24 protein-coding genes are annotated in these 23,668 nt (G+C 64.1%); 11 read left to right on the forward strand and 13 right to left on the reverse strand.

Annotation, left to right across the window (positions count from 1 at the left end; translation table 11 throughout):
• Position 1 precedes the first annotated feature (1 nt).
• The 3 genes from BLT86_RS24860 to BLT86_RS24870 form a co-directional block, all read right to left on the reverse strand.
• Positions 2 to 952, reverse strand: coding sequence for a YbgA family protein (locus BLT86_RS24860; RefSeq protein ID WP_017678128.1), 951 nt, complete (start codon positions 950 to 952; stop codon positions 2 to 4).
• Positions 953 to 1,119: 167 nt separating this feature from the next.
• A complete protein-coding gene (locus tag BLT86_RS24865) occupies positions 1,120 to 1,362 on the reverse strand; it encodes a TIGR02450 family Trp-rich protein (RefSeq protein WP_003459532.1) in 243 nt (80 codons plus the stop codon).
• Positions 1,359 to 2,345 carry an NAD(P)/FAD-dependent oxidoreductase gene (locus BLT86_RS24870; RefSeq protein ID WP_059390588.1) on the reverse strand — a complete coding sequence of 329 codons (987 nt, stop codon included), beginning with the start codon at positions 2,343 to 2,345 and terminating at the stop codon, positions 1,359 to 1,361. Before BLT86_RS24870 ends, BLT86_RS24865 begins: the two co-directional genes overlap by 4 nt.
• A gap of 204 nt (positions 2,346 to 2,549) precedes the next feature.
• Between BLT86_RS24870 and BLT86_RS24875 the strand changes: the two genes are divergently transcribed.
• The 4 genes from BLT86_RS24875 (at position 2,550) to BLT86_RS24890 (ending at position 7,042) form a co-directional block, all read left to right on the forward strand.
• Positions 2,550 to 3,452, forward strand: a complete 903-nt coding sequence (locus tag BLT86_RS24875; RefSeq protein ID WP_092380195.1) for a TIGR01777 family oxidoreductase — start codon at positions 2,550 to 2,552, stop codon at positions 3,450 to 3,452.
• Positions 3,453 to 3,464: 12 nt separating this feature from the next.
• On the forward strand, positions 3,465 to 4,487 hold the full coding sequence (gene hemH, locus BLT86_RS24880; RefSeq protein WP_092380197.1) for a ferrochelatase: 1,023 nt from the start codon (positions 3,465 to 3,467) through the stop codon (positions 4,485 to 4,487).
• A 306-nt stretch (positions 4,488 to 4,793) separates the two neighbouring features.
• Positions 4,794 to 6,125: a spinster family MFS transporter gene (locus BLT86_RS24885; protein WP_092380201.1), complete on the forward strand. Its 1,332-nt coding sequence runs from the start codon at positions 4,794 to 4,796 to the stop codon at positions 6,123 to 6,125.
• A 143-nt stretch (positions 6,126 to 6,268) separates the two neighbouring features.
• On the forward strand, positions 6,269 to 7,042 hold the full coding sequence (locus tag BLT86_RS24890) for a hypothetical protein (protein ID WP_231976562.1): 774 nt from the start codon (positions 6,269 to 6,271) through the stop codon (positions 7,040 to 7,042).
• A gap of 35 nt (positions 7,043 to 7,077) precedes the next feature.
• On the opposite strand, the gene BLT86_RS24895 is transcribed toward BLT86_RS24890, so the two are convergent.
• Positions 7,078 to 7,419, reverse strand: a complete 342-nt coding sequence (locus BLT86_RS24895) for a zinc ribbon domain-containing protein YjdM (RefSeq protein WP_090336418.1) — start codon at positions 7,417 to 7,419, stop codon at positions 7,078 to 7,080.
• 466 nt (positions 7,420 to 7,885) lie between these two features.
• On the opposite strand from BLT86_RS24895, the gene BLT86_RS24900 reads away from it, so the two are divergent.
• Complete coding sequence (locus tag BLT86_RS24900) at positions 7,886 to 8,695, forward strand: gamma-glutamyl-gamma-aminobutyrate hydrolase family protein (RefSeq protein ID WP_045734244.1); 810 nt, start codon at positions 7,886 to 7,888, stop codon at positions 8,693 to 8,695.
• A 26-nt stretch (positions 8,696 to 8,721) separates the two neighbouring features.
• Here BLT86_RS24900 and BLT86_RS24905 read toward each other — a convergent pair whose 3' ends face one another.
• The 9 genes from BLT86_RS24905 to BLT86_RS24945 form a co-directional block, all read right to left on the reverse strand.
• Complete coding sequence (locus tag BLT86_RS24905) at positions 8,722 to 9,195, reverse strand: LEA type 2 family protein (RefSeq protein WP_017678122.1); 474 nt, start codon at positions 9,193 to 9,195, stop codon at positions 8,722 to 8,724.
• Between the two features lie 54 nt (positions 9,196 to 9,249).
• Positions 9,250 to 10,095: an EamA family transporter gene (locus BLT86_RS24910; RefSeq protein ID WP_090336416.1), complete on the reverse strand. Its 846-nt coding sequence runs from the start codon at positions 10,093 to 10,095 to the stop codon at positions 9,250 to 9,252.
• Positions 10,096 to 10,215: 120 nt separating this feature from the next.
• Positions 10,216 to 11,022 carry an outer membrane protein OmpK gene (locus tag BLT86_RS24915; RefSeq protein ID WP_059390592.1) on the reverse strand — a complete coding sequence of 269 codons (807 nt, stop codon included), beginning with the start codon at positions 11,020 to 11,022 and terminating at the stop codon, positions 10,216 to 10,218.
• Between the two features lie 221 nt (positions 11,023 to 11,243).
• Positions 11,244 to 12,173: a MurR/RpiR family transcriptional regulator gene (locus tag BLT86_RS24920; protein WP_017678119.1), complete on the reverse strand. Its 930-nt coding sequence runs from the start codon at positions 12,171 to 12,173 to the stop codon at positions 11,244 to 11,246.
• A 69-nt stretch (positions 12,174 to 12,242) separates the two neighbouring features.
• Entirely contained in the window at positions 12,243 to 13,007 is a 765-nt protein-coding gene (locus tag BLT86_RS24925) for an ABC transporter ATP-binding protein (RefSeq protein WP_090336414.1), read from the reverse strand.
• Positions 13,008 to 13,031: 24 nt separating this feature from the next.
• Positions 13,032 to 14,144 (reverse strand): succinylglutamate desuccinylase/aspartoacylase family protein, encoded by a 1,113-nt coding sequence (locus tag BLT86_RS24930; protein ID WP_090336413.1) that lies wholly within the window; start codon positions 14,142 to 14,144, stop codon positions 13,032 to 13,034.
• Between the two features lie 12 nt (positions 14,145 to 14,156).
• Positions 14,157 to 14,852, reverse strand: coding sequence for an ABC transporter permease (locus BLT86_RS24935; RefSeq protein ID WP_059390595.1), 696 nt, complete (start codon positions 14,850 to 14,852; stop codon positions 14,157 to 14,159).
• Positions 14,853 to 14,863: 11 nt separating this feature from the next.
• On the reverse strand, positions 14,864 to 15,553 hold the full coding sequence (locus BLT86_RS24940) for an ABC transporter permease (RefSeq protein ID WP_017678115.1): 690 nt from the start codon (positions 15,551 to 15,553) through the stop codon (positions 14,864 to 14,866).
• A 63-nt stretch (positions 15,554 to 15,616) separates the two neighbouring features.
• Positions 15,617 to 16,393 carry an ABC transporter substrate-binding protein gene (locus BLT86_RS24945; RefSeq protein WP_017678114.1) on the reverse strand — a complete coding sequence of 259 codons (777 nt, stop codon included), beginning with the start codon at positions 16,391 to 16,393 and terminating at the stop codon, positions 15,617 to 15,619.
• Positions 16,394 to 16,769: 376 nt separating this feature from the next.
• Here BLT86_RS24945 and BLT86_RS24950 point away from each other — a divergent pair, with 376 nt between their 5' ends.
• From BLT86_RS24950 to BLT86_RS24975, 6 genes are all read left to right on the forward strand, one after another.
• Positions 16,770 to 18,533 (forward strand): cyanophycinase, encoded by a 1,764-nt coding sequence (locus tag BLT86_RS24950; protein ID WP_090336410.1) that lies wholly within the window; start codon positions 16,770 to 16,772, stop codon positions 18,531 to 18,533.
• A gap of 79 nt (positions 18,534 to 18,612) precedes the next feature.
• Positions 18,613 to 18,933, forward strand: a complete 321-nt coding sequence (locus tag BLT86_RS24955; protein WP_017678112.1) for a hypothetical protein — start codon at positions 18,613 to 18,615, stop codon at positions 18,931 to 18,933.
• A gap of 62 nt (positions 18,934 to 18,995) precedes the next feature.
• A complete protein-coding gene (locus BLT86_RS24960) occupies positions 18,996 to 20,336 on the forward strand; it encodes an OprD family porin (RefSeq protein ID WP_021488198.1) in 1,341 nt (446 codons plus the stop codon).
• A gap of 154 nt (positions 20,337 to 20,490) precedes the next feature.
• The gene (locus BLT86_RS24965) at positions 20,491 to 21,255 is read left to right on the forward strand and encodes a transporter substrate-binding domain-containing protein (RefSeq protein WP_017678110.1); all 765 of its coding nucleotides are present in this window, start codon (positions 20,491 to 20,493) and stop codon (positions 21,253 to 21,255) included.
• Positions 21,256 to 21,347: 92 nt separating this feature from the next.
• On the forward strand, positions 21,348 to 22,604 hold the full coding sequence (locus tag BLT86_RS24970) for a cyanophycinase (RefSeq protein WP_017678109.1): 1,257 nt from the start codon (positions 21,348 to 21,350) through the stop codon (positions 22,602 to 22,604).
• Between the two features lie 218 nt (positions 22,605 to 22,822).
• Positions 22,823 to 23,617: an SDR family NAD(P)-dependent oxidoreductase gene (locus BLT86_RS24975; RefSeq protein ID WP_017678108.1), complete on the forward strand. Its 795-nt coding sequence runs from the start codon at positions 22,823 to 22,825 to the stop codon at positions 23,615 to 23,617.
• Positions 23,618 to 23,668: the final 51 nt, after the last annotated feature.

Raw genomic sequence — 23,668 nt, forward strand, 5'->3', positions numbered from 1 at the left:
ATCACAGTGCATTGCGCAGGCTGAGTGGCTCGGGGTGCGGCTGCAGATACGCCTGCTCGGCGATGTAGCGATCCGGGTGACGGCGGAAGTGGTGTTTGAGCAGCGTCAGCGGCACCACCAGCGGCACGATGCCCTCGCGGTATTGACCGATCAGTTGCTGCATCTCCTGCTTGTCCTCAGGGCTCAGGCTGCGTTTGAGGTAGCCGCTCAGGTGCTGCAGCACGTTGCTGTGGGTGCCACGGGTGGCGCATTTCTTCAGCGCGCTCATCAGTTCGCTGAAATAGCGCGGCGCCAGCTCGCCGAGATCGTGCTGGCTCAGGTCGCCGAGCATGCGCCCGAGCGTCTTGTAGCGCACCGGGTCGGTGGCCATCAGCAGGTACTTGTAGCGCGAGTGGAAGGCGATCAGCGCGCGACGCGTCAGGCCTTGCTGCAACAGACGCTGCCATTCGGCGTGGGCATAGACGCGGGTGATGAAGTTCTCGCGCAACACCGGATCATTGAGGCGGCCGTCTTCTTCCACCGGCAGATCCGGATGCCGCGCGCAGAAGGCAGCAGCGAAGATGCCGCGCCCCGGCTCGCTCGGGCGTCCGCCTTCCTGATACACCTTGACCCGTTCCAGGCCGCAGGACGGTGACTGCTGCATGAAGATGTAGCCGCTGATGCCCTGCAGTTCAGTGGCCATGCGTTCGCCATAAGCGGCCAGGGCATCGGTGACGTCTCGCGAGCGGTCGACGGTGCCGACGGCGCGCGGCGCTTGTGGATCGCCGACCAGGCGAATCGGCTCCCGAGGGATCGACATGCCGATGCCGACTTCGGGACAGACCGGGATGAAATCGAAGTGTTCGGTCAGGCTGCGGCTGCACAGGCGTGACAGCTTGTGGCCGCCGTTGTAGCGGACTTCGGCGCCCAGCAGGCAGGCGCTGATGCCCAGTTTGGCTTTGCTCGCTTGCATAACCTGACCTCATTAGACCTTGTACATGAAGTAATCCATGTACAACTTGTGTCTATCATAGGTGCGCAGTTATACAAGTCAAATACTTTGTATAGGTTTGGTATTGGTTTTGCTGTGCAGGCAGGCGGCGTCAGCCGAGGGTGCTGCCGCCAGGTATCACGGGAGGGTCAGCGCCAGCCTTGCAGCCAGCGTTCGCTGTCCTGCAACTGGCGCCAGTCGAGTTGCTGGCTGCGTTGCGTGAGGACCGCCTGAAGCTCGACGCCGAGGATGTTGTCTTGCTCGTCGCGGATCAGTTCGGTCACCAGGAAATGACGCTCGCGGTTCTGCGGCTGCGCGGCTGTCCATTTCGACAGCAGCAGTTTGCGCGGGTTGAGGCGGCGTTTTTCAGGCCTGTTGTTGGGTTGGCTCATTGCAGGTGCTCGAGCAGGCGACGCGCAGCATCCTGGCCGCTGAGCCAGGCGCCTTCGACTCGCCCCGACAGGCACCAGTCGCCACAGGCATACAGGCCCAGATCGGCATCGGCCAGTGCCCCCCACTGATGCGCCTGTGCCGGGCGTGCATACAGCCAGCGATGGGCGAGGGTGAAGCTCGGCGGCGGCACGGCGCAGCCGATCAGCTCGGCGAAGGCACCGTGCAACTGTTCGATCACCGCTTCCTTGGGCAGATCGAGATTCTGCCGGCTCCAGACGCTGCTGGCGTGCAGCACCCAGGTGTCGAGATGGGTGTCGCGGCCAGGTTTGCTCGGGTTGCGCGCCAGCCAGTCGAGCGGGCTGTCCTGCACGAAGCAGCCCTCGACGCGAGTGTCCAGGGGACTGTCGAAACCCAGCGCGACCGCCCAGGTAGGGTCCATGATCACGCTCGCTGCGGCGCCAGCCAATTTCGGTGCGGCCGCCAGCAGGGCGCTGGCTTGTGGGGCGGGGGTGGCAACGATGACGTGGCTGTAAGGGCCGTGGCTGTTGCCTTCGGCATCGAGCAGGCTCCAGTAGCGGTCGCCACGGAACACTTCGGTAATGCGGCAGCTGAATTTGACCGGCAGCGCGCCGAGCATGGCGCGGGTGATGGCGCTCATGCGTGGGCAGCCGACCCAGCGCACTTGCTCATCCGGCGAGGCACTGAGCTGGCCGTCCTGGGCGTTGTACAGGCTCGGCTGCCATTCGGCGACCCAGCCGCGGGCCTGCCATTGCTGTACCGCCTCGACGAAGCGGCGGTCACGTGCGGTGAAATATTGCGCGCCAAGATCCAGGCTGCCGGCGTCGCTGCGCTTGCTTGCCATGCGCCCGCCACTGCCACGGCTCTTGTCGAACAGTTCGATGTCCCGGCCAGCGGCGTGCAGGGCCTGGGCGGCGGATAGCCCTGCGATGCCGGTGCCGATGATGGCGATGGGTGCGTTCATGGTTACCTCGTCAGCGCTGAATGCTTTACAGGCTAAGGCTTGGACAAAAGCTATACAAGAGTGTTTTCATGTATAGATGTCGCCGAAAGTGGCGCTCCCTTGCTTTAGGTTTAGGACAAACACGGCAATCAATAAAGGCACGTGTGCGCGTCATGAACCAGACTAAAGGTGAAGTTTCTTCCATTGCCATGCGAGGACGATGCCATGCATATCCTGCTGACCGGCGGTACCGGTCTGATCGGGCGAGCGCTTTGCGCACACTGGGCCGAGCAGGGCCACCACCTGACCGTCTGGAGCCGTGAGCCAAGCAAGGTCGCGCGCCTTTGTGGGGCCAGTGTTCGAGGCATTGCCCGGCTCGAGGAGCTGGCTGAAGAGCCGTTGGACGCGGTGATCAACCTGGCCGGTGCCCCCATCGCCGACCGTCCCTGGAGCAGCAAGCGCAAGGCGCTGCTGTGGTCGAGCCGGATCGGTCTGACCGAGCAGTTGCTGACCTGGCTGCAACGGCGCCAGCAGCGCCCCGCAGTGCTGCTGTCGGGCTCGGCAGTGGGTTGGTACGGCAACGGCGGTGAACGTGAGCTGAGTGAAGATACGCCGCAGGTCACCGATGATTTCGCCGCGCAGCTGTGTGGGGCCTGGGAAGAAACTGCACAACGCGCCGAGGACCTGGGGATTCGCGTGGTGCTGGTGCGCACCGGCCTGGTGCTGAGCCCGGATGGCGGCATGCTCAAACGCCTGTTGCTACCGTTCAAGCTCGGCCTGGGTGGTCGCATCGGTGATGGTCGGCAGTGGATGCCCTGGATTCATATCGCCGATCAAATCGGCCTGATCGATTTTCTCTTGCAGCAGGGCGACGCTCGCGGTCCTTATAATGCCTGCGCGCCATTACCCGTGCGCAATGCCGAGTTCAGCAAGGCGCTGGGCCAGGCGCTGAGCCGCCCGACCATTTTCCCGGCGCCGGCCTTCGTCCTGCGCGCTGCACTCGGCGAGATGTCCGAGTTGCTGCTCGGCGGCCAGCGTGCCGTGCCGGCGCGCCTGCTGGAGGCGGGTTTCAGTTTTCGTTTTACCCATCTGGATGTGGCCCTGGCGGATCTGCTGGGCCATCAATGACTAGGATTTCGCATGACCGATCACGCATTGTTGCTGGTTAACCTGGGTTCGCCCGCGTCCACCGAAGTAGCCGATGTCCGCCGTTACCTCAATCAGTTCCTGATGGATCCCTACGTGATCGACCTGCCCTGGCCGCTGCGTCGATTGCTGGTGTCGCTGATTCTGATCAAGCGTCCTGCCGCATCGGCACATGCCTATGCCTCGATCTGGTGGGACGATGGCTCGCCGCTGGTGGTGATCAGTCGCCGTTTGCAGGAAGCGATGAAGGCTCATTGGACTCAGGGCCCGGTGGAGTTGGCCATGCGTTATGGCGAGCCTTCCATCGAGTCGACCCTGCAGCGTCTGGCCGCGCAGGGGATTCGTGAGGTGACCCTGGCGCCGCTGTATCCGCAGTTTGCCGACAGCACCACCACCACGGTGATCGAGGAGGTCAAGCGGGTGGTGCGTGAGCGTGGGTTGAAGATGCGTCTGTCCACGCTGCCGCCGTTCTACGATCAGCCGGAGTATCTTGACGCCCTGGTGGCCAGTGCCAAGCCTTACCTGGAGCAGGAATTCGATCACCTGTTGCTGAGCTTCCACGGCCTGCCGGAGCGTCACCTGCACAAGCTCGATCCCAGCGGTCACTGTCTGAAAGGCGACGACTGCTGCCGCAGCGCTTCGCCCGCGGTACTCGCCAACTGTTACCGCGCGCAATGCCTGCGCAGCGCCGAGTTGTTCGCTCAGCGCATGGGCCTGCGCCCGGAACAATGGTCGGTGAGCTTCCAGTCGCGCCTGGGGCGCGCCAAGTGGATCGAGCCCTACACCGAGACGCGTCTCGACGAGCTGGCGGCGCAGGGCGTGAAGAAGCTGCTGGTGATGTGCCCGGCCTTCGTCGCCGACTGCATCGAGACCTTGGAGGAGATCGGCGACCGTGGCCGCGATCAGTTCGTCGAGGCCGGTGGCGAAAGCCTGCAGCTGGTGCCCTGTCTGAACGATCATCCTGACTGGGCGGCGGCGTTGAAGGTGTTGTGCGAGCGCGCGCCGTTGATGATCTGAGTACTTGTTCAGGTAGAACAGGTGCAGCAGCCAACACCGCTCAGAGACTGAACCATAGGAGCCGGCTTGCCGGCGATCCGCTAAAAAGCATCGCCGGCAGGCCGGCTCCTACACGCTTGACTGACAGGCATCGTGCTTTGACGCGGCTGTTGAATCCCGGTGCCAAAGCATTCGTATCGGCAGGTATGAAGCATTCGTCGGCCTGATAACACCTTCGAGCGATACTCACTGCCGTTTATATCGTCCTAAGCTGGCGCTTCTTTCAACCGTCGCGCATCGCGTTCTGCGGTGCCGAGGAGAGCGTCCGTGCATAACAACAATAACGGCTATCCCTCCAGTGCCCGAGCCTGGACCACTGTTGCCATCCTGATGGTGGCGTATGTCCTGTCCTTCGTTGATCGGCAGATTCTCAACTTGCTGGTCGAGCCCATTCGCCGCGATCTGGCGATCAATGACACGCAGATGAGCCTGCTGATGGGCCTGTCGTTCGCTCTGTTCTATACCGTGTGCGGCATTCCGCTGGGCCGTGTGGCCGACACCCGCAGCCGGCGCGGGCTGATCGCTGTCGGCATTCTGTTCTGGAGCGCCGCTACCGCCGCCTGCGGCATGGCCAAGCTGTACTGGCAGTTCCTCCTGTGCCGCATCGGCGTGGGTGTGGGCGAGGCAGCGTTGTCGCCCGCCGCCTATTCGCTGATTGCCGACAGCTTTCCCGCCGAGCGCCGGGCCACGGCCATCAGCGTCTATTCCATGGGCGTCTACCTCGGCTCGGGCCTGGCCTTTCTGGTTGGCGGCCTAGTCATTCAGTTTGCCTCTGCGCAGGGCGACGTTACGTTGCCGGTGCTGGGTGAAGTGCGTCCCTGGCAGCTTATCTTCCTCATTCTTGGCGGTGCCGGCGTGCTCTTCACGTTGTTGATGTTCGCGGTCAAGGAGCCTGCTCGGCGTGGCGCCGGTGCTGGGGTGGCGGTGCCGCTCAGTGAAGTGGGGCGCTACATTCGTGCCAATCGACGTACCGTGCTGCTGCACAACTTCGGCTTCGCCGGTTTGGCCTTTGCCGGTTACGGTAGCGCCGCCTGGATACCGACCTTCTTCATCCGTACCCACGGTTGGGATGCCGGCCAGGTCGGCATTGTCTACGGCAGTATCGTCGCCGTGTTCGGTTGCCTGGGGATCGTCTTCGGTGGGCGACTGGCTGACTGGATGGCCAAGCGCGGGCGCAGCGATGCCAATATGCGTGTCGGCCTTTACGCGGCCCTGGGGGCCTTACCCATGGTGGTGCTGTATCCGTTGATGGACAGCGCATTCTGGGCCAGTGTGCTGATGGCCCCCACGGTGTTTTGCCTGAGCATGCCGTTCGGCGTGGCGCCTGCGGCGATCCAGGAAATCATGCCCAATTCGATGCGCGGCCAGGCGTCGGCCATCTATCTGTTCGTCATCACCCTGATCGGCCTGGGAGTGGGGCCGACCGCCGTGGCGCTAGTCACAGACTTCGTCTTCGCCGATGACGCCGCGCTGCGCTATTCGCTGCTGATCATCACCACCCTGGCAGTGTCGACGTCGATCATCCTGCTGGCCAAGAGCCTCAAGCCCTATCGCGAAAGCGTCACGCGGTTGGAGCAATGGGCCGCTAATCCAGCCTGAGCAGGCGCATTTTCCTGCCGTGTCGTGCGTTGATCGGCACGATTTATGCGCCAGGGCACAGGCAACGTGGAATTTTTGCGCTTTACTGAGGTTCTGAGTGTTGCACGCGCCATTGGGGCGCGTGCCAGCCAGGGAACCTCTGCATGGGAGCGAGGCCAGCGTCTGCTGCACACGGCAGGCCAATCAACAACTCGGTATGTTTGCAGCGGTTAGTGCTGCCGGTGCTGGCTGTGCTGTTGCTGCTCAGCGGCTGCAGTGGTCGTCTGGATAACGATTCCATCCTGCACACGCGCAATCCGCTCAAACCCACCGAGGTGCTGCAGACGGACGTCGATCGCATGGCAACCCTGGCCATGCGTAACAACCTCAACAGCCTCTATCGGCTGATGAACAAGCTGTATCAACGTAACCCACGCGAGTGGCGCAAGAATTCCCTGCCCGACGCCGCTGCTGCCGAGCGCGCTATCCAGTACGCCATCGAACATAACCAGGACTGGCCAACCTTGGGCGGCCGACGTGATGTCGCTGCGCTGGATTATTCGCTGAGCCCGGCATTTCAGGGCGACCGCGTGGCAGCCTTCACCTATGCCATTGGCAGCATGCTGGTGACGGCTCACGGTGGCCGCACCGAGTTCTACCTGACCGACAGCTTCAATGCGCAGTTCATCCACAACGCCGCGCGCAATCTGGAGAAGGCCGGCTGGATGCTCTCGCAACGGCGTGACGCCACGGGCCAGCCAATGCTGCTATCCAACGAGTTCTCCGAGCAAGGCAACAACCTCAGCTATGCAGTGGAGTTCGGCAAGATGGTGGCGCGTCTCGATCTGCTCACCCATGTGCTGGAAGAGCGTTACCGGCGGATGGGCGCCAACTACGCCCAGAGCCTGTTTCTGCTGAATTTCCTGCCGGTGCAGTGAGCGGGCCGCCACCCGTTGCGAGCGGCGGCGGAGCGTCACACCTTGCGTACGAACTCGGACTTGAGCTTCATCGCGCCGATGCCATCGATCTTGCAGTCGATGTCGTGATCGCCGTCGACCAGGCGAATGTTCTTCACCTTGGTGCCGACCTTGACCACCAGTGACGAGCCCTTGACCTTGAGGTCCTTGATCACGGTGATGGTGTCGCCGTCCTGCAGCAGGTTGCCAACCGAATCCTTGATCACCCGCGCGTCATCACCGCCGTCGGTATTCTCGCCAGCTTTCCACTCATGGGCGCACTCGGGGCAGACCAGTTGATCGCCGTCTTCGTAGGTGTATTCGGAGTTGCATTTGGGGCAGGGCGGCAGAGCGGTCAAGGGGTGTCCTCGGTGCAGTGAGAAACCGCAGATTATATAGGGTTTTGTTCGCTGGCGTCGCTCTAGGACCTGCAGCCCTTGAGATACGGGTGTTTTAAATATTGGACTTCTTGCCAGGCGGTAGTTTGCCTGGATTGCCCTTAGAGCGCCTTTTAATGGGCGTTCACTTGTTGTGCGATAAATGGCTTACCAGAAAATCTTGAGCAGATTTGTTTGACATATTTTACGGCTCGGGCAGACTGGCTGCAGATTCCGTTGCCGAACCGGGTAGCGGGCAGCGTCGCTGCAGCCCCCTCTCTGGATGGAGTTGACCCGGTTCGAGCCGCCGTCGGAAGGCGGCACTCAGGCTCAGGATGAGTCTCGGTGCACGGGGTTAGCCAAACAGGCCGGAGGTGCTACAGCAGAGTGTTCTGCTGGCTACCGGTCTGCACAGCAACGATAGGCCCGGCCTGTCCCAAGGTGACGTATGTCCGACAACAAGATCCGCAGCACTCCTAGCAAGAACAATCTCCGCAAGCCCGTCGTGTTGATGTCCATGGGCGCTCAAGAGCGCAAGGGCCACGACTATCAAGTAATGACTCACAAATACATCCAGCCTCTGGTCGAGTTCTCCGGTTGCGTGCCGGTATTGGTGCCCACCTGCTGCGGCATCGAGGATCTCGAGCAGTATCTGGATATGGCCGATGGTGTTTACCTCACCGGTGCCGGCAGCAACATCGACCCGGCGCTCTATGGTCAGGAGAACGAAACACCGAACAAGGGCCAGGATCGCGACCGCGACCTGTTCGATCTACCGCTGATTCGTGCCGCCATCGCTCGCGGTCTGCCGATCTTCGGCATCTGCCGTGGCATGCAGGAAATCAACGTGGCGCTGGGCGGCGACATCTACCAGAAGGTCTACGCCGAGCCTGGTTTCAACGACCATCGCGAAAACCCCGATGATCCGGTCGAGGTGCAGTACGCAGCCAGCCACAGCGTGCGTCCGGTGGCTGGCAGCTGGTTCGCCGAGTTGATGGGCAAGGACGAGATTCAGGTCAACTCCCTGCACGGCCAGGCGATTCGCAACCTGGGCAAGGGACTGGAAGTGCTGGCCACCGCCGAGGATGGCCTGATCGAGGCGATCCACGCGCCGAGCCTGTCCCCCTTCCTGTTCGCGGTGCAGTGGCACCCGGAATGGCAGGCGGCGAAGAACCCGGATTCGGTGAAGATCTTCCAGGCCTTCGGTGACGCCTGTCACCGCCGAGTAGCTTCGCGCAGCAGTCGTCAGGCGGCCTGATCGCCGTGTAACCGCCGGCTCCTGCTTCAGTAGGGGCTTGGCGGTTGCGGCCAGTTCAGGATACCGCTGTCACTGAAGCGGCGGGTGCCGAACAGGCCGTCGGCGAGTTTGCCACGCAGCATGTAGGGCACCTCCTGGCCAGGTTGATAACCGGCCACGCCCCACGCCTGACGCATCACTGAAAACGCTGAAATGCTCACCGGTACGCTCAATACCGTCTCGCCGAAACGTGGCACGCTGCCGCTCTGGTCGCTGACGCCACTGGCCAGCGGCTGGCCGTTCACATCCAGATCCAGTGCCATGCCGTTGAAACTCACCGCGCTGTCATTGGGGTTCTGCACCCGTAGCTTGACCGCGAAGCGTACCTCCAGGCCCTGACCGGGCAACGGTTCCAGGCCGACCAGGTCGACCCGTAGCGGATCACGATTGCTCAGGCTGGCGCAGGCGCTCAGGCCTGCTGCAAGTAGGGCAACGAGGCAAAGACGAAGCAGACGGTGCATGGTGATCTTCCCTGGACGTTATGAGTTCAGGATAGAAGACCACTGCACGCGCCATTAGCTCCCGGCACGTTGCCGACTGCCCAGTACCAGCGCGATACCGCCGAGCACGGCAACGGCGCTCAAGGTCAGGCGCAGAGACAGCGCTTCGCTCAGCAGCAGGCTGCCGCCGAGCGCGGCGAGAATCGGCACGCTCAACTGCACCGTGGCGGCCTGACTGGCGCGCAGGCCGGGCAGCGCGCTGTACCAGATGGCGTAACCGACACCCGAGGTCAGGGCGCCGGACAACACCGCGTAGAACAGGCCAGGCCCATCCCAGTTCAGTTGCGACAACAGCACCAGCGCCAGCAGCACGGCCAGCGGTGCCGCACGCAGAAAGTTACCGGTGGTCACGGCCAGCGGATCACCCTGGCCGCGCCCGAGCAGCGAGTACGCGCCCCAGGCCACGCCGGCCAGCAGCATCAGCAAGGCCGCCAGCAGCGGGGGCGCACTGGCACCGGGTAGCAGCAGCGCCAGCAGGCCGGCCGTGGCCAGCGCCGTACCGAGACTGGTGCCCAGCCCCAGACGCTCGCCACGCAGCAAGCCCCACAGCAGCATGCTCAACTGCACGGCGCCGAACAGCAGTAGGGCGCCGACGCCGGTATCCAGTTGCAGGTAAGCAAAGGAGAAGGCCGCCGCATAGGTGAACAGCGCCAGCGCGCCAGGCCAATTGCCGGCGATGGGTTGCCCGGTCTGCCTCAGCTTGAGCAGCAGCCACAGCGTCAGGGCGCCGGCGAGCAGGCGGATAGCCGTGAAACTGGCCGCGTCGATTTCCGTTTCACGCAGCGCCAGGCGGCACAGTAGCGAGTTGCCGGCGAAGGCCAGCATGGCGAGGCAGGTAAGCAGCAGGATACGCGGTGGCATCGTCCATCCTTGGGTGAAGGTCTGGTGATGCTGGGCAGCTAATCACGTCAGGCTGCCCGATGGCATTGGCAGAAGGTCGCAAGTTGCTGCGACCTTGGCCAGTAAGCGCGCAGGCGCGTCTCAGAAGTGTGCCTTGACTAACAGGCTGGCGGTGTTCTGGTCGGTCGAACCGACGAAGTTGTCGCTGACGAAACCGCCGTCCTTGATACCGTACTTGTTCTTCCAGTAGTCGTACTCGATACCCACGTACAGCTGCTTCTCGCCCCACTTCAGCGCCTTGCCCAGGTCGTACTTGATCTGTGGGTTGAAGTGCAGGTTGGCGTGGTAGTCGCCACGGCGATTGCTGTCGTTGTCCACCACCCAGTCCATGAAACCGTCGATGAGAATGTCCGATTCGCCTACCGGGATGGTGTAGCTCCACACCGGGGTGATCTGCCAGACGTTGCTGCCAGGGCGGCTGCCATCGGTGGTACGCAGGTAGGTGTTGAGCTGGAAGTAGTCGAAGCCGGGGATGTCCAGGTCGACCGCCGGGCCGATCAGGTAGGACTCGACGTCGTCTTCACCGAACTCGTAGGTGGTGGAGATCAGCACGTCCTTGATCGGGCCGAAGGAGAAGTCGGCACCGGTGATCTTGCCCAACGAGAAGCGCGGGCTGAACTCGCCATAGAAGGTGTGGCCGTCACCGGCGCCGTTGGTGGCATCGGTGTTGTATTTGATCACGTCGACGAACAGGAACAGGTCACCGAAGCTCCAGCCGCTGGCGTGCTCGAAGGTGACGGTCTGCTGAATCTCCGGGTCGATCTTGAAGTCCTGGCCATAGAGGTAGGTCAGGCTGTTGTTCTGCCACTGCAGCAGATCGCCGGCGACGGCCTGACCGCCTGCCAGCAGACCGCCGGCGAGCGCCAGCGAAGAGAGAGTGCGATTCATGAAAGCTCCTGATGGTTAAGACGTGTCGTTATGATTTTTAAACCTGTCCATACGGTCAGGCTGGAGCTGCTAGAGCAAAAACGGCGCCAATTCTATATGTCGTAAATAGTCTTTTAAAATCAATTGGATGAAGAAATTTATGCAGAGTGCGTTGGGCGCCGCTCTGCACTTTTTCTGATCGTTGAGACAGCTTTGGCTTTGACTTGGTGCGTATCGTCAGCTCAGGGGCGCCGTTTGCGAGGCTTGCGCGGCGCGCGCTCGGTGCCGGGTACGTGCAGATAGGCCATGACGCTTTCGGTCAGTTCCTGGGCGAGGCTTACCGCCTCCTTGTTACGCGCCATGACACCTGCCACCAGGGCTTCGATCAGGGCCAGCACGGCGGCATTGGAGCTGATCAGCACCGGGTGTTCGGCGGGGGCGAACAGGCTGTACTCGGCGATCTCCACCAGCGGCGAGGCGGGCGAGTCGGTGATGGCCAGCACGCAGGCGCCGCGTTCGCGGGCAAAACGCGCCAGTTGCAGGGTGTCGAGCGAATAGCGCGGCAGGGAGATGGTCAGCAGCACGTCGCGCTCGGTGATGGCGGCCAGGCGGTAGGCGGCGTTCTCGTTGCCGCCTTCCATACTGATGGCGGTGGCGTCATCGCAGAAGGGCACCAGGTTGGCCGCAGCCAGGCCGGCCATGTAGGCGCTGTTGCCGAAGCCGAGAATGTAGATGCGGCGCGCCCCGAGCAGGCGCCCGATCACTGCCTCGAACACGGCGGCGTCATTGTTGCTGGCCGCCGCGCCGAGATTGCTGCTGGCGATCTGCAGATGTTCATGCAGACCGAAGGCCCCGTCCGGGCGCTGCGCCAGCTCGTCGCGCAGCTTGTCCACCGGCGACACCATGTCCTGCAGGGTGGCGACCAGCTCGGCCTTCAGGCTGATGTAGCCGCGCAGCTCCATGGCCTTGGCCAGACGGTTGACCGCCGCAGGCGAGGTCTGCGTGGCCTGCGCCAGCTCTTCGATGGTCAGAGTTGCGGCCTTCAGCGGATGGCGCAGGATGAAGTCGGCCACCTTGCGCAGCGAGGGCTGCAGCTGTGGCGCGACCTCGGCCAGCTTGCGCAGGATGGGGGCGCTGTAAACGGTGGCGGAAGACGACGAGCTGCTCGGCATGGCTGGGCTGATCCGGTCTGGCGATGGCGCGCAGTGTATCCGAAGCCGCCCGCCGTGCGCCTGTTTCGCTTACTTGAGGCTGCCGCAGAGAAACTGCTGCAGGCGCTCGGACTGCGGGTTGGCCAATACCTCGCGCGGGTGGCCCTGTTCTTCCACCAGACCCTTGTGCAGGAACATCAGCTGGTTGGACACCTCGCGGGCAAAACCCATTTCGTGGGTCACCACCACCATGGTGCGACCTTCGGTGGCCAGGTCCTGCATTACCTTGAGCACCTCGCCGACCAGCTCGGGGTCGAGGGCCGAGGTGGGCTCGTCGAACAGCATCACCTCCGGCTCCATGGCCAGGGCGCGGGCGATGGCTACGCGCTGCTGCTCGCCGCCGGACATGTGCGCCGGGTAGGCGTCCTTGCGGTGCGCGACGCCGACCTTGGCCAGGTAGTGCTCGGCCCTGTCGCGCGCCTCGGCCTTGCTCTGACCGAGTACGTGCACCGGCGCTTCCATGACGTTGTCCAGGGCGCTCATGTGCGACCACAGATTGAAGTGCTGGAACACCATGGCCAGACGCGAGCGCATACGCTGCAACTGCTTGGCGTCGGCGGCCTTGAGCGCGCCGCCGCGATTGGCGACCAGCCTGAGCTCTTCGCCATTGAGCTGGATGCGACCGGCATGCGGCTGCTCCAGCAGGTTGATGCAGCGCAGGAAGGTGCTCTTGCCCGAGCCGCTGGAGCCGATGATGCTGATCACGTCGCCGGCCTTGGCAGCCATCGATACGCCGCGGATCACCTCGTGGCTACCGTAGCGTTTGTGCAGGTCCTGAACTTCGAGTTTGTACATGTTGTTGTTCTCTTAGGGCATGAGTCAGTCGCTGAGCAGGCGACCCTGGCGAATGGGCGTTGCCCCGGCGACCTTGGCCAGCCACAGGCCGGGGCGGGCGAAGCGCATGCGCTCGCGGGCATAGAGCACGCCGCAGGTTTCGGCGCGGACGATGCTGTGCTGCTCGCTCAAGGGGTCGATCACCTCGAACAGTGCCTCGCCGTGTTCGACCCACTCGCCCGGCTGCTTGAAGAAGCTGACCACGCCCGGATGTGGGGCGAGGGCGTACTGCGCGCCGGCAAAGGGCGTGGCCTCGCAGCAGTGTTCCGGCGCTGCCGGCCAGTCGCCGGCGATCAGTCCCCGCTCGGCGAGGAAGGCCAGAATCGCCTCGGCGCTGGCTACCGCGCGTTCGGCTTCGGTGTCGGCCATGCCGCCCAGCTCTACGGTGGTGGCCAGGCAGGCCAGGGGAATCTCGGCTTCGGGGAAACGCTGGCGCAGTCGTTGCCAGGGCATGGCGCAGGCCTCGTCGAACGAGCTGCCGCCGGAATCCTCGGCCAGCAGCACCGCGCCGGCCTGCAGACGCGCCGCCAGAGGGCGCAGGGCCGGCCAGTGCTGCGGCGCGCTGTACAGGTGCACCGCGGCCTCGAAGTCGCAGTGCAGGTCGAGCACGATGTCGGCATCGCAGGCATGACGCAGCAGCAGACGCTGCATGCCTTCCAGCTCCGAGGCCGGCGCGGGCAGGGCGTCCAGCGCCTCGTTCATGGCGCGGCGAATCAGGCGCACGTTGCTCGCTTCGTCGCTGCCCAGGTGCCCCTCCACATGCGCTGCGACCGCGGCCGCCAGATCGACGAAATCGCGGTTGAAGTTCCTGCCGCTGGCGAATTCGAAGCGGCCCTGGACCGCCGCCTGGAACAGCTGGCTCAGGCCAATGGGGTTGGCCACCGGTACCAGTTCGATCACGCCGGTCAGGCGTCCGGCGCTTTCCAGCTGCTGCAGACGACGCCTGAGTTCCACCGCCACGCGCATGCCCGGCAGCTCGTCGGCATGCAGGCTGGCCTGGATGTAGGCCTTGCACGGGCCGCTGCCGTAACGCAGCACGCTGAGGTGACGGCTGGTTCCGGTCGGGCTCCAGGGCAGTGGATGGTCGATACGTTGCATAGGGCTTCCTTGTTAATGCTTGCGTGGGGTCAGGTGGGCCAGCCAGCGCAGTTCGGCGTATTTGAACAGGCGCACCAGGCCCACCGTCAGCACCAGATAGAACAGGCCGGCGGTGATGAAGGCCTCGAACGGCATGTAGTACTGCGAGCTGATGGTGCGGGCTGCACCGGTGAGGTCGATGAGCGTCACCAGCGAGGCCAGCGAAGTGGTGTGCAGCATCATGATCACCTCGTTGCTGTACTGCGGCAGCGCGCGGCGCATGGCCGAAGGCAGCAGGATGCGCCGGTAGAGCTGGGCGCGTGACATGCCCATGGCCCTGGCTGCCTCGATCTCGCCGGGCGGCGTGGCCTTGAGGCTGCCGGCCAGAATCTCCGCCGTGTAGGCGCTGGTGTTGATGGCGAAGGCCAGGCAGGCGCAGAAGGTGGCGCTGGAAAAGTACGGCCACATGAAGCTGTCGCGGATGACGTCGAACTGGGCCAGGCCGTAGTAGAGCAGAAATAGCTGTACCAGCATCGGCGTGCCGCGAATCACGTAGGTATAGAGCCAGGCTGGGAAGTTCACCAGCGGCGAGCGCGACACCCGCATCAGGGCCAACGGCAGAGCCAGCAGCAGGCCCAGGGCGAGGGCGATCAGCAGCAGCTCGAAGGTGACCAGCAGACCGCTGGCATACAGCGGCAGGCTGGAGAGGATCAGATGGAAATCGAGCATGGACGTGATCCTCAGATTTCAGCCGTGCGAACGCCGACCGAGTAACGCTTTTCGACGGCGCGCAGGAGCAGCAGCGAGACGCTGGTCAGCAGCAGGTACAGGCCCGCCACGGCAAGATAGAACGTGAAGGGTTCACGGGTGGCGTCGGCGGCGTTCTTGGCCTTGAACATCATGTCCTGCAGGCCGACCACCGAGATCAGCGCGGTGGCCTTGGTCAGCACCAGCCAGTTGTTGGTGAAGCCGGGAATGGCGAAGCGGATCATCTGCGGCACCAGGATGCGCAAGAACACCTGGGCGCCGCTCATGCCATAGGCTGCACCGGCCTCGGCCTGGCCCTTGGCGATGGCCATAAAGGCGCCGCGGAAGGTCTCCGACAGATAGGCGCCGAAGATGAAGCCCATGGTGAACACACCGGCGACGAAGGGGTTGATGTCGATGTAGGCGGTGTAACCCAGGCTGGGCGCGATGCGGTTCACCAGGTCCTGACCGCCATAGAAGATCAGCAGGATCAGCACCAGGTCGGGGATGCCCCGGATCAGGGTGGCGTAGGCGTCGCCCAGATTGGCCAGCCAGCGCAGTGGCGAGAGGCGCAGCGCAGCGCCGGTGAGGCCGAGCAGGATGGCCAGCGCCATCGAACACAGAGCCAGAGTCAGGGTCAGCCAGGCGCCCTCGACGATGATCGGGCCGTAGCCTTGCAGCATGGTGGGAAACCTCGTTGCAGCGCAGAGAAACCGGCGCCTGTTGCAGGCGCCGGGGTGGGCGGCTTACTGGCCGTAGATGTCGTAGTCGAAGTACTTGGCCTGTACCTCGGCGTACTTGCCGTTGCTGCGAATGGCGTCGATGGCGGTGTTGAGCTTCTCGGCGGTGGCTGCGTCGCCCTTGCGCACGGCGATGCCGGCGCCGCGACCGAAGTAGCGCGGGTCGTTGAAATCAGGGCCGACCAGGGCGAAACCCTTGCCACCGTCGGTTTTCAGGAAGCCCTCGTCGATGTTCACCACATCGGCCAGCACCGCATCCACCCGGCCTGCCAGCAGGTCGAGGAAGGCTTCGTTGTTGGAGCCGTAGCGCACCACGTTGACGCCGGCCGGGGTCAGTTCGGCAGTAGCGTAGCGATCGTAGGTGGAGGCGCGCTGCACGGCTACCTTCTTGCCCTTGAGGTCGACGCTCGGGTCCTGGATCTGACTGCCTTCCTTCATCACCAGCTTGCCGGGGGTGTGGTAGTACTTCTTGGAGAAGTCCACCGACTTCAGACGGTCTTCGGTGATCGACATCGAGGACAGCACGGCGTCGACCTTGCGCACCTTGAGCGAGGGAATCAGGCCGTCGAACTCCTGCTCGATCCACTGGCATTTGACCTGCATCTGCGCGCACAGCTCGTTGCCGATGTCGTAGTCGAAGCCGGCGATCTTGCCGTCGGCGGTCTTGAACGCGAAGGGCGGGTAGGCCGCCTCGATGCCGATGCGCAGCGCCGGCTCGGCGGCGACGGCGAAGGTGCCGAAGGTGGAGAGCGCCAGGGCGCCGAATAGAGCGATCTTGTTCATCTTGTTACTCCAGTGGATGGCGGTTGGGAGGCAGCGTCCGTCGCGACAGGCGGCGGGGTTGAACGTTACGCCGACTGTTGCCAGGCGGCGCCGGCAGGGCCTCGTGAGCCTTGGCCGGTGGGCGATCGGGTGGGACGCCCGGGCAGATGCATAAATATCTTTGACATGTTTTTTTTCACGAATCTACGTTTAAGAAATATTTATGTCAAACGTGGCGTGTGGTGATTGTGCCTTGAAAATGGCTGGTATATAAATTTTCACGTGTGAATTTTGTGAAAAAAATAATTCATATCGCCGCGACCTGTCGCCAAGCCCATTTCATTTGGCCTGCGAGCAGGGGGCATACCGCTTTCGACTTCTGACAAGAGCAATAACAATGAACAAACAGCGCAATCTTCGTGGCCTTCTCGCCGCGCTCCTCCTCTGCGGCAGTGCTGATCCGGTAATGGCCGATGGCAACCTCCTGGCGGTCGGCGGCATGCTGCGAGCCAGCAACAGCCTGGTCTACGAGAAACTCATCGAACTGGCGGGCGGTGCCCAGCAGGCGCGTATCGCCATCATGCCCACCGCCAGCGGCAGCCTGGGCTCCAGCAAGCGCTTCCAGGCCGAGCTCGAAGCCCTGGGCGTGCCCGCCGAGCACATCCGCATTGTCGGCATCGACCGCCACAACTATCAGGACACCATGAACGACCCTGCCGTGGTCGCGCCGCTGCGCGAGGCCAGTGCGGTCTGGTTCGTTGGTGGCGATCAGGCGCGCATCGCCCGTGCGCTGTTCAACGCCGACGGCAGCCCGTCGCTCGCCATGCAGGCCGTGCAGGCGATCTACGATAAGGGCGGCGTGGTGGCCGGTACCAGCGCCGGGGCCAGCATCCTCGGTGCGCGCATGCCCACCGCCTACGGGGTGGTCATGGACACCCTGGATTTCGGCGTGGCCACGGCCGAGGGCCGGCGCGGTACCGCCCTGCTCAGGGGCGCAGGTCTGTTCACCGCCGGCGTGATCGACCAGCACTTCGACAAGATCGAGGAAACCAGCAGCGGGCGCGCCGCGCGCATGGCCAGCTACCTGCTGGAACAGCCGGCTCCGGGCAAGGGCTTCGGTCTGGATACCAACACCGCCATGTGGATCAAGCCCAGTGGTGAGCTGGAGGTACTGGGCGAGGGCTACCTGACCATCATGGACCCTGCCGCGGCGAAGAAGAGCTTCGGGCTCTACGGCACGCGGATCGACGACATGCGCCTGGCCATGCTCGGTCATGGTGATCGCTACGACCTGGCCTCGGGCGAGATCCGGCCGGACGCCGGCAAGCAGCTGATCGAGCCTGGCAATGAGTACCTGGTGGGCAACCGCCTGCTCACCGACCTGTCGGCCGTGTCGGCGATCAACCGAGCGGTGCTCTATGGCCTGGCCGACAATACGGCGAGCCGTCAGCTCGGGCTGATGACCCGCTACAACCCAGCCAACGGTTACCACTACGGCTATCGCTTCGAATTCAGCAAGCGGACGGACTTCGCCGCTCATAGCCGCTTCCACGATTCGCAGACCAACTACAGCGTCAGCGACGTGCGCCTGGATATCCGCCCGGTGACCGCCGATCTGCGCGAGCCGGCCGCTGGCGCCCCGCGTGATGCCGGCAACGGTCGCCGCGGCGACGCCATTCGTGCGGTGACCTTCCGCGGCCTGATGACCCTCAACGCCGAAGGCGCCTTCGAGGCGCAGCGCCCGATAACCCGCGGCGAGCTGGCCAATGCCCTGCAGATGACCCTGGCCGCGGAGCCCAACCTCAAGGCCCTGCCGACGCTGAGCGACGTGCCGGCCGAGCATCCTCTACGCGAGCACATCGAAGTGGTGGTTTCCAACGGCTGGATGGATGGCGCCGAGCGCTTCGACGCCGAGCGGCCGGCCAGCCGCGCGGACTGGGCGCTGGCCTGCAAGACGCTGGTCGAGCGCTTCAGCGGAGCCACGTTGAGCAAGACCGTGGCGCTGCAGGACGTCGCCGGCCTCGCCGTAGCGAACGCCGAGGCTGCCGCGCAGACCGTGGCCGAAGGTTGGCTGAGCGCCAACCAGGGACGCTTCGAGCCTGCTGCGCCGGTCGCGCGCGCCGAGGTCGCCGAGACCCTGGCACGCATCATCGGCCTCTAGAGCCTTTTTTCTACCTCTACCCCCAGCCCGCCTGCACCGCGCAGGCGGGACGGGCACGGCTGTGCCGGAGAAACGAGCCATGCAATTGAACCGAGTGGAAGTCTTCGCCCTGCACAAGCTGCTGCAGGACGACAGCCAGATGGCACAGACCGTCATCTCTTCCAGCGTGCGAGTGCACGAAAGGGTGCGCACCCGGGCAGGTTTCTTCTCGGTGCTGCACCTGCCGCGCCGCCTCGAACTGAGCCGCGAGCTGCAGGAACGGCGCTGGCCGTTTCGCCTGAAGCGGCGCAGGGGCGTGGGCTACTTCGTGTGCTGGCTGGAAGAGCGCTCACTTTGCCTGGAGGCCGTGATCGAGCGCGGCGAATGCCCGGCTGACCTGGTTCCCGAGCTGTTCACCTGAGCGGCTGCGAACACCGCCCGCGTTGCGGGCACCCCATACCAATAAAACCAACGGAGTAAGGCATGAAGATTCTCAAACTCAGCTGTCTCGCCCTGGCCATCGGTGCCGTGGCCTCGCAGGCTGCCGCCGCCGGTCAGCAGCAGGAAGCCAAGGGTTTCATCGAGGACAGCAGCCTGCAGCTGATCAACCGCAATTTCTACATGAACCGCGACTACCGTCATGGCGGCAGCAACAGCCAGGGCATCAACCGTGCCAAGCCGGTCAACGAACGCAACGGCTATCGCGAGGAGTGGGCACACGGTGCGCAGCTGAACTTCAGCTCGGGGTTCACCCAGGGGACCGTCGGTGTCGGCGCCGATGCCTTCGCCTACGGCGGGGTCAAGCTCGATAGCGGCCGTGGCCGGGTAGGCAACGGCCTGCTGCCGATCAGCAACAACCGCACCGCCGATGCCGAGGTGCCGGACAGCTACGGCCAGATCGGTGGTGCGGTGAAGCTGCGCGCCTCTTCCACCGAGCTGAAGTACGGCGAGATGCGCCCGACCGCACCGGTGTTCGCCACCGGCGATGCGCGCCTGCTGCCGGAGACCGCGACCGGCTTCCAGATTTCCAGCAGCGAGTTCGACGCACTGTCCTTCGAGGCCGGCCACTTCACCTCGATCAATCGCCGCAACTCCACCAACTCCGATGACGACCTGACCAGCGAGTACGCCGAGGTGGAGGCGCGCAGCGTCGACTTCGCAGGCCTCAGCTACGCGGTCAATGACGACCTGAGCCTGATGTTCTATGCCAGCGAGGCCAAGGATGTCTGGCGTCAGTACTTCGCCAACCTGAACTACAACATCCCGCTGGCCGATAGCCAGGCGCTGAACTTCGACCTGGTGGCGTACAAGACCCGCGACGAAGGCGAGGCGCGTGCCGGCGAGCTGGACACCCTGACCTGGTCGCTCAAGGGCGCCTACAGCTTCGGCGCGCACAAGCTCAGCCTGGCCTATCAGAAGGTGCGTGGCGACGAGTTCTTCGACTACATCGGCGGCGACTCCATCTGGCTGGCCAACTCGGTGCAGTACTCCGACTTCAACGCCCCCAACGAGCGCTCGGTGCAGATCCGCTACGACCTGAACATGAAGCACTACGGCGTTCCCGGCCTGACCTTCATGGCGCGCTACATCAAGGGCGACGACATCGACGGCACCAAGGCCGATCCGAATGGCGCCTTCGCCGGCTGGGCCGGTGACGACGAGAAGCATTGGGAACGCGATCTGGAAGCGCGCTACGTGTTCCAGGAAGGCGCGGCCAAGGACCTGTCGCTGCGTCTGCGTCACGCCACTCACCGCTCCACGGCATTCGACGACGACCTCGACGAGGTGCGCCTGATCATCGAGTACCCGCTGAGCATCCTGTAACGGCATTCTCCGGGCGGCGACAGATCACGGGCCGTCCGGAGCTTTTTCTTCAAGGTCAGCTCCCACGCTCCTTTGGCCTTAAGGCGTCGCCAGCGGCGCCTGCTTTTCCGCCAGGAGACCTGACCCCCTGGCCCCGCGCGGGCAAGGAGTCGAAATGCTACGCATGCTGTTGTGTCTGTTCGCTGTGCTGCTCGCCCAATCGGGCACGGCAGGACCGTTGCGGGTCGCCATGGAGGGGCAGTTCCCGCCTTTCGAAGAACTCGATGCGCAGGGCAATCTGGTCGGCTTCAACGTCGACATCGCCAGGGCCCTGTGTCAGCGCATGCAGCGCGAATGCGAACTGCAGCGCTTCGCCTGGGATGACCTGATCCCGGCACTCGACGCGGGACGCGCGGACCTGATCCTGGCGTCCATGTCGATCACCGCGGCGCGCGCCGAACGGGTGGACTTCACCGCTCGCTATGCGCAGACCCCGGCCTTCTTCTTTGCCCGCAAGGGCCATATCAATCAGATGCTGATCACCCCGCGGCGCATCGCCGGCAAGCGCGTCGGCGTGCAACAGGGCACCACCTACGAGCGCTTTCTCGAGGCCCGCTTCGCCGAGCATGTGCAGCTGCTGCGCTATCCCAGCGCCGCCCAGGCCTACCGGGCGCTCGCAGGCGGCGAGCTGGATCTGGTGCTCGACGACGCCGTTTCCGGTTACTTCGGCTTCCTCCTGACCGAACTGGGCCGCGACTTCGAGCAGGTCGGCGGCCCCGTGGTGGCGCCGCAGTTCTTCGGCCAGGGGCAGGGCATCGCCGTGCGCAAGGGTGACGACGAGCTGCGCCAACAGCTCGATCGGGCGCTGGCCGCGATCCTTGCCGACGGCACCCACAAGCGCATCGAGAAACGCTACTTCAAACAGTTTTCCGTTTACTGAGGCCGGCCCGCCGACTGCGCTCTGGCTCCCAATCGCCGTTCCCCAACCAGCGTCACCAACCGTGCCCCTGCGGCACCTGCGGAGAAATCGAAATGATCGGATCGGTTATTCGTTACACCCTCATGCTGGCTCTTCTGTTACCGCTGCCGGCCCTGGCGGCCGGCCCGCTGCTGCTGGTGGGCGGCGGGCTCAAGGACGACAACGCGGTGATCTACCAACGTCTGGTGCAGCTGGCCGGCGGCAGTCAGGCGCGCATCGGCGTGATCACCGCCGCCTCGATTCCACCGAGCCAGGACCCCGACGCCGGCACGGCCAACGCGCGCAACTCCAAGTCCAATGGCGAATTCTACGCGCAGCTGCTGAAGACCTACGGCGCCCAGGATGCCCAGTGGATTCCCATCGACCTGGACAGCATCGGCAACAACAGCAACCCGCAGGTGATCGCGCAGATCAACGGCATGACCGGCTTCTTCTTCGGCGGCGGCGACCAGGCGCGCCTGACCCAGACGCTGCAGACCGCAACGCGCGCCGACACGCCGGCACTGGCCGCGATTCGCGCCCGGCACGATGCCGGCGCCGTGCTCGCCGGCAGCAGCGCGGGAACCGCGATCATGGTCGGCGGACCGATGATCACCGGCGGCGAGAGCTATCCCGCTCTGCGCTACGGCGTCTACACCACCTCGGGCGGTGATGACCTGTCCTACGACATGCAGGGCGGTTTCGGCTTCTTCAGCCACGGCCTGCTCGACACCCATTTCAGCGAGCGCGGCCGTCAGGGGCGCATCGTGCGCCTGGCCGACTACACCAACGTGCCGTTCGCCTACGGCGTCGACGAGGACACCGCGCTGCTGGTGCAGCACAACCCCAGCCTCGGCCAGGTGGAGATGGAAGTGCTCGGCAGCAACGGCGTGTTCATCTTCGACCTGCGCAACAAGCAGCGCGGCACTGGTAGCAGCTATGCCCTCTACGACGTGCTGGCTAGCTACCTGACCGCCGGCGACCGTTACCGCCCGGCCAATCAGCAGTTCGTGATCGCCAGCGGCAAGACCAGCCTGCGTGGGCGCGAGTACTACAGCTCGGCGATGACCGCCACCGGCGACATCTTCAGCAGCCCGAACAACAGTGGTGCCAACGGCCGACGCAACCCGCGCGAGTTCGTCAAGGTCAGTACCGACCTGTTCGACAGCCGCTCCACCAGCACCCTGGGCCGCACCTACGAAAGCAATCCGCGTTTCCGCGTCGACCTGATCAAGAGCACCACCTTTGACAGTCACGGCTATCAGGGGCTTATCAACGGCAAGCGCCTGACCTCCTATCTGCGTCTGCGCGTGGATATGCGCCCCAACTGAGAGTCGCGCTGCCTGCACCTGCTCAGGCAGCGCCGCTGTCAAGCCGCGAGAAGTTCTGCGCGCGGCTTCTTTGCTACTCCCGTACGAGTCTTTCCCGCCAGACGGTCGCTGCGCAAAGTGCTTGACGAAGCTATATGAAGGTAGTCATATAAGTGGCTAGGATTATGGTCATAATCTAAATCGCTCACCTACCTTCATCCCTCATTCCGGAGACTTCCATGAGCACTGCAAGCAAGCCTGCTACCGCCCTGATTACCGGCGCCTCGTCCGGCATCGGCGCCACCTACGCCGAGCGTCTGGCTCGGCGTGGTCACGACCTCCTGCTGGTGGCGCGTGATGCCCAGCGCCTGCAGGCCCTGGCAGAGCGCCTGGGCGGCGAATATGGCGTCGCCGTCGAGGTGCTGCCGGCCGACCTGACGCAGAAGGCCGATATCCTCAAGGTGGCGCAACGCCTGCGTGAGGATGCCGGTATCGGCCTGCTGGTAAACAACGCGGGTGTGGCGATGAACGGCAAGCTGGCCGACGCCGATCTGGAGCAGGCCGAGGCGATGATCCAGCTCAACGTGGTGGCACTGACCCACCTGGCGGCTGCGGCTGCAGCCAATTTCTCTGCGGCGGGGCGTGGCGGCATCATCAACCTCGGCTCGGTGGTGGCGCTGGCGCCGGAGATGTTCAACGCCGTGTACAGCGCGACCAAGGCCTACGTGCTGAGCCTGACCCAGACCCTGGCCGGTGAGTTGCGGGGTTCGGGCGTGCAGTTGCAGGCGGTGCTGCCGGGCGTGACCCGCACCGAGATCTGGGAGCGCAGCGGCACCGACGCCTCGGCGCTGCCGCCGTCGATGATCATGGAAGTGGGCGAGATGGTCGATGCGGCGCTGGCCGGTTTCGATCAGGGCGAACTGGTGACCATACCCTCGCTGCCGGATGCAGCCGACTGGGATGCCTTCGTCGCCGCCCGCGCCGCGCTGGGGCCGAACCTGTCGCACAGCCAGGCGGCGGCGCGCTACAAGTGAGTCCGAAGCAGTCTAGTTATTGGCTATGTGCACGTGAGTGACGTTGTAGGA

Origin of the sequence: Pseudomonas sihuiensis (assembly GCF_900106015.1) — a bacterium.
Lineage (GTDB): Bacteria > Pseudomonadota > Gammaproteobacteria > Pseudomonadales > Pseudomonadaceae > Aquipseudomonas > Aquipseudomonas sihuiensis.

What these genes read in the sequence shown, in the direction of transcription:
- BLT86_RS24915 (WP_059390592.1), bottom strand. Translation starts at nt 11,022, where the DNA reads ATGAATCGCACTCTCTCTTCGCTGGCGCTCGCCGGCGGTCTGCTGGCA.
- BLT86_RS24930 (WP_090336413.1), bottom strand. Translation starts at nt 14,144, where the DNA reads ATGCAACGTATCGACCATCCACTGCCCTGGAGCCCGACCGGAACCAGC.
- BLT86_RS24945 (WP_017678114.1), bottom strand. Translation starts at nt 16,393, where the DNA reads ATGAACAAGATCGCTCTATTCGGCGCCCTGGCGCTCTCCACCTTCGGC.
- BLT86_RS24920 (WP_017678119.1), bottom strand. Translation starts at nt 12,173, where the DNA reads ATGCCGAGCAGCTCGTCGTCTTCCGCCACCGTTTACAGCGCCCCCATC.
- BLT86_RS24975 (WP_017678108.1), top strand. Translation starts at nt 22,823, where the DNA reads ATGAGCACTGCAAGCAAGCCTGCTACCGCCCTGATTACCGGCGCCTCG.
- BLT86_RS24860 (WP_017678128.1), bottom strand. Translation starts at nt 952, where the DNA reads ATGCAAGCGAGCAAAGCCAAACTGGGCATCAGCGCCTGCCTGCTGGGC.
- BLT86_RS24925 (WP_090336414.1), bottom strand. Translation starts at nt 13,007, where the DNA reads ATGTACAAACTCGAAGTTCAGGACCTGCACAAACGCTACGGTAGCCAC.
- BLT86_RS24960 (WP_021488198.1), top strand. Translation starts at nt 18,996, where the DNA reads ATGAAGATTCTCAAACTCAGCTGTCTCGCCCTGGCCATCGGTGCCGTG.
- BLT86_RS24890 (WP_231976562.1), top strand. Translation starts at nt 6,269, where the DNA reads ATGGGAGCGAGGCCAGCGTCTGCTGCACACGGCAGGCCAATCAACAAC.
- BLT86_RS24905 (WP_017678122.1), bottom strand. Translation starts at nt 9,195, where the DNA reads ATGCACCGTCTGCTTCGTCTTTGCCTCGTTGCCCTACTTGCAGCAGGC.
- BLT86_RS24970 (WP_017678109.1), top strand. Translation starts at nt 21,348, where the DNA reads ATGATCGGATCGGTTATTCGTTACACCCTCATGCTGGCTCTTCTGTTA.
- BLT86_RS24875 (WP_092380195.1), top strand. Translation starts at nt 2,550, where the DNA reads ATGCATATCCTGCTGACCGGCGGTACCGGTCTGATCGGGCGAGCGCTT.
- BLT86_RS24935 (WP_059390595.1), bottom strand. Translation starts at nt 14,852, where the DNA reads ATGCTCGATTTCCATCTGATCCTCTCCAGCCTGCCGCTGTATGCCAGC.
- BLT86_RS24865 (WP_003459532.1), bottom strand. Translation starts at nt 1,362, where the DNA reads ATGAGCCAACCCAACAACAGGCCTGAAAAACGCCGCCTCAACCCGCGC.
- hemH (WP_092380197.1), top strand. Translation starts at nt 3,465, where the DNA reads ATGACCGATCACGCATTGTTGCTGGTTAACCTGGGTTCGCCCGCGTCC.
- BLT86_RS24870 (WP_059390588.1), bottom strand. Translation starts at nt 2,345, where the DNA reads ATGAACGCACCCATCGCCATCATCGGCACCGGCATCGCAGGGCTATCC.
- BLT86_RS24965 (WP_017678110.1), top strand. Translation starts at nt 20,491, where the DNA reads ATGCTACGCATGCTGTTGTGTCTGTTCGCTGTGCTGCTCGCCCAATCG.
- BLT86_RS24900 (WP_045734244.1), top strand. Translation starts at nt 7,886, where the DNA reads ATGTCCGACAACAAGATCCGCAGCACTCCTAGCAAGAACAATCTCCGC.
- BLT86_RS24910 (WP_090336416.1), bottom strand. Translation starts at nt 10,095, where the DNA reads ATGCCACCGCGTATCCTGCTGCTTACCTGCCTCGCCATGCTGGCCTTC.
- BLT86_RS24950 (WP_090336410.1), top strand. Translation starts at nt 16,770, where the DNA reads ATGAACAAACAGCGCAATCTTCGTGGCCTTCTCGCCGCGCTCCTCCTC.
- BLT86_RS24940 (WP_017678115.1), bottom strand. Translation starts at nt 15,553, where the DNA reads ATGCTGCAAGGCTACGGCCCGATCATCGTCGAGGGCGCCTGGCTGACC.
- BLT86_RS24955 (WP_017678112.1), top strand. Translation starts at nt 18,613, where the DNA reads ATGCAATTGAACCGAGTGGAAGTCTTCGCCCTGCACAAGCTGCTGCAG.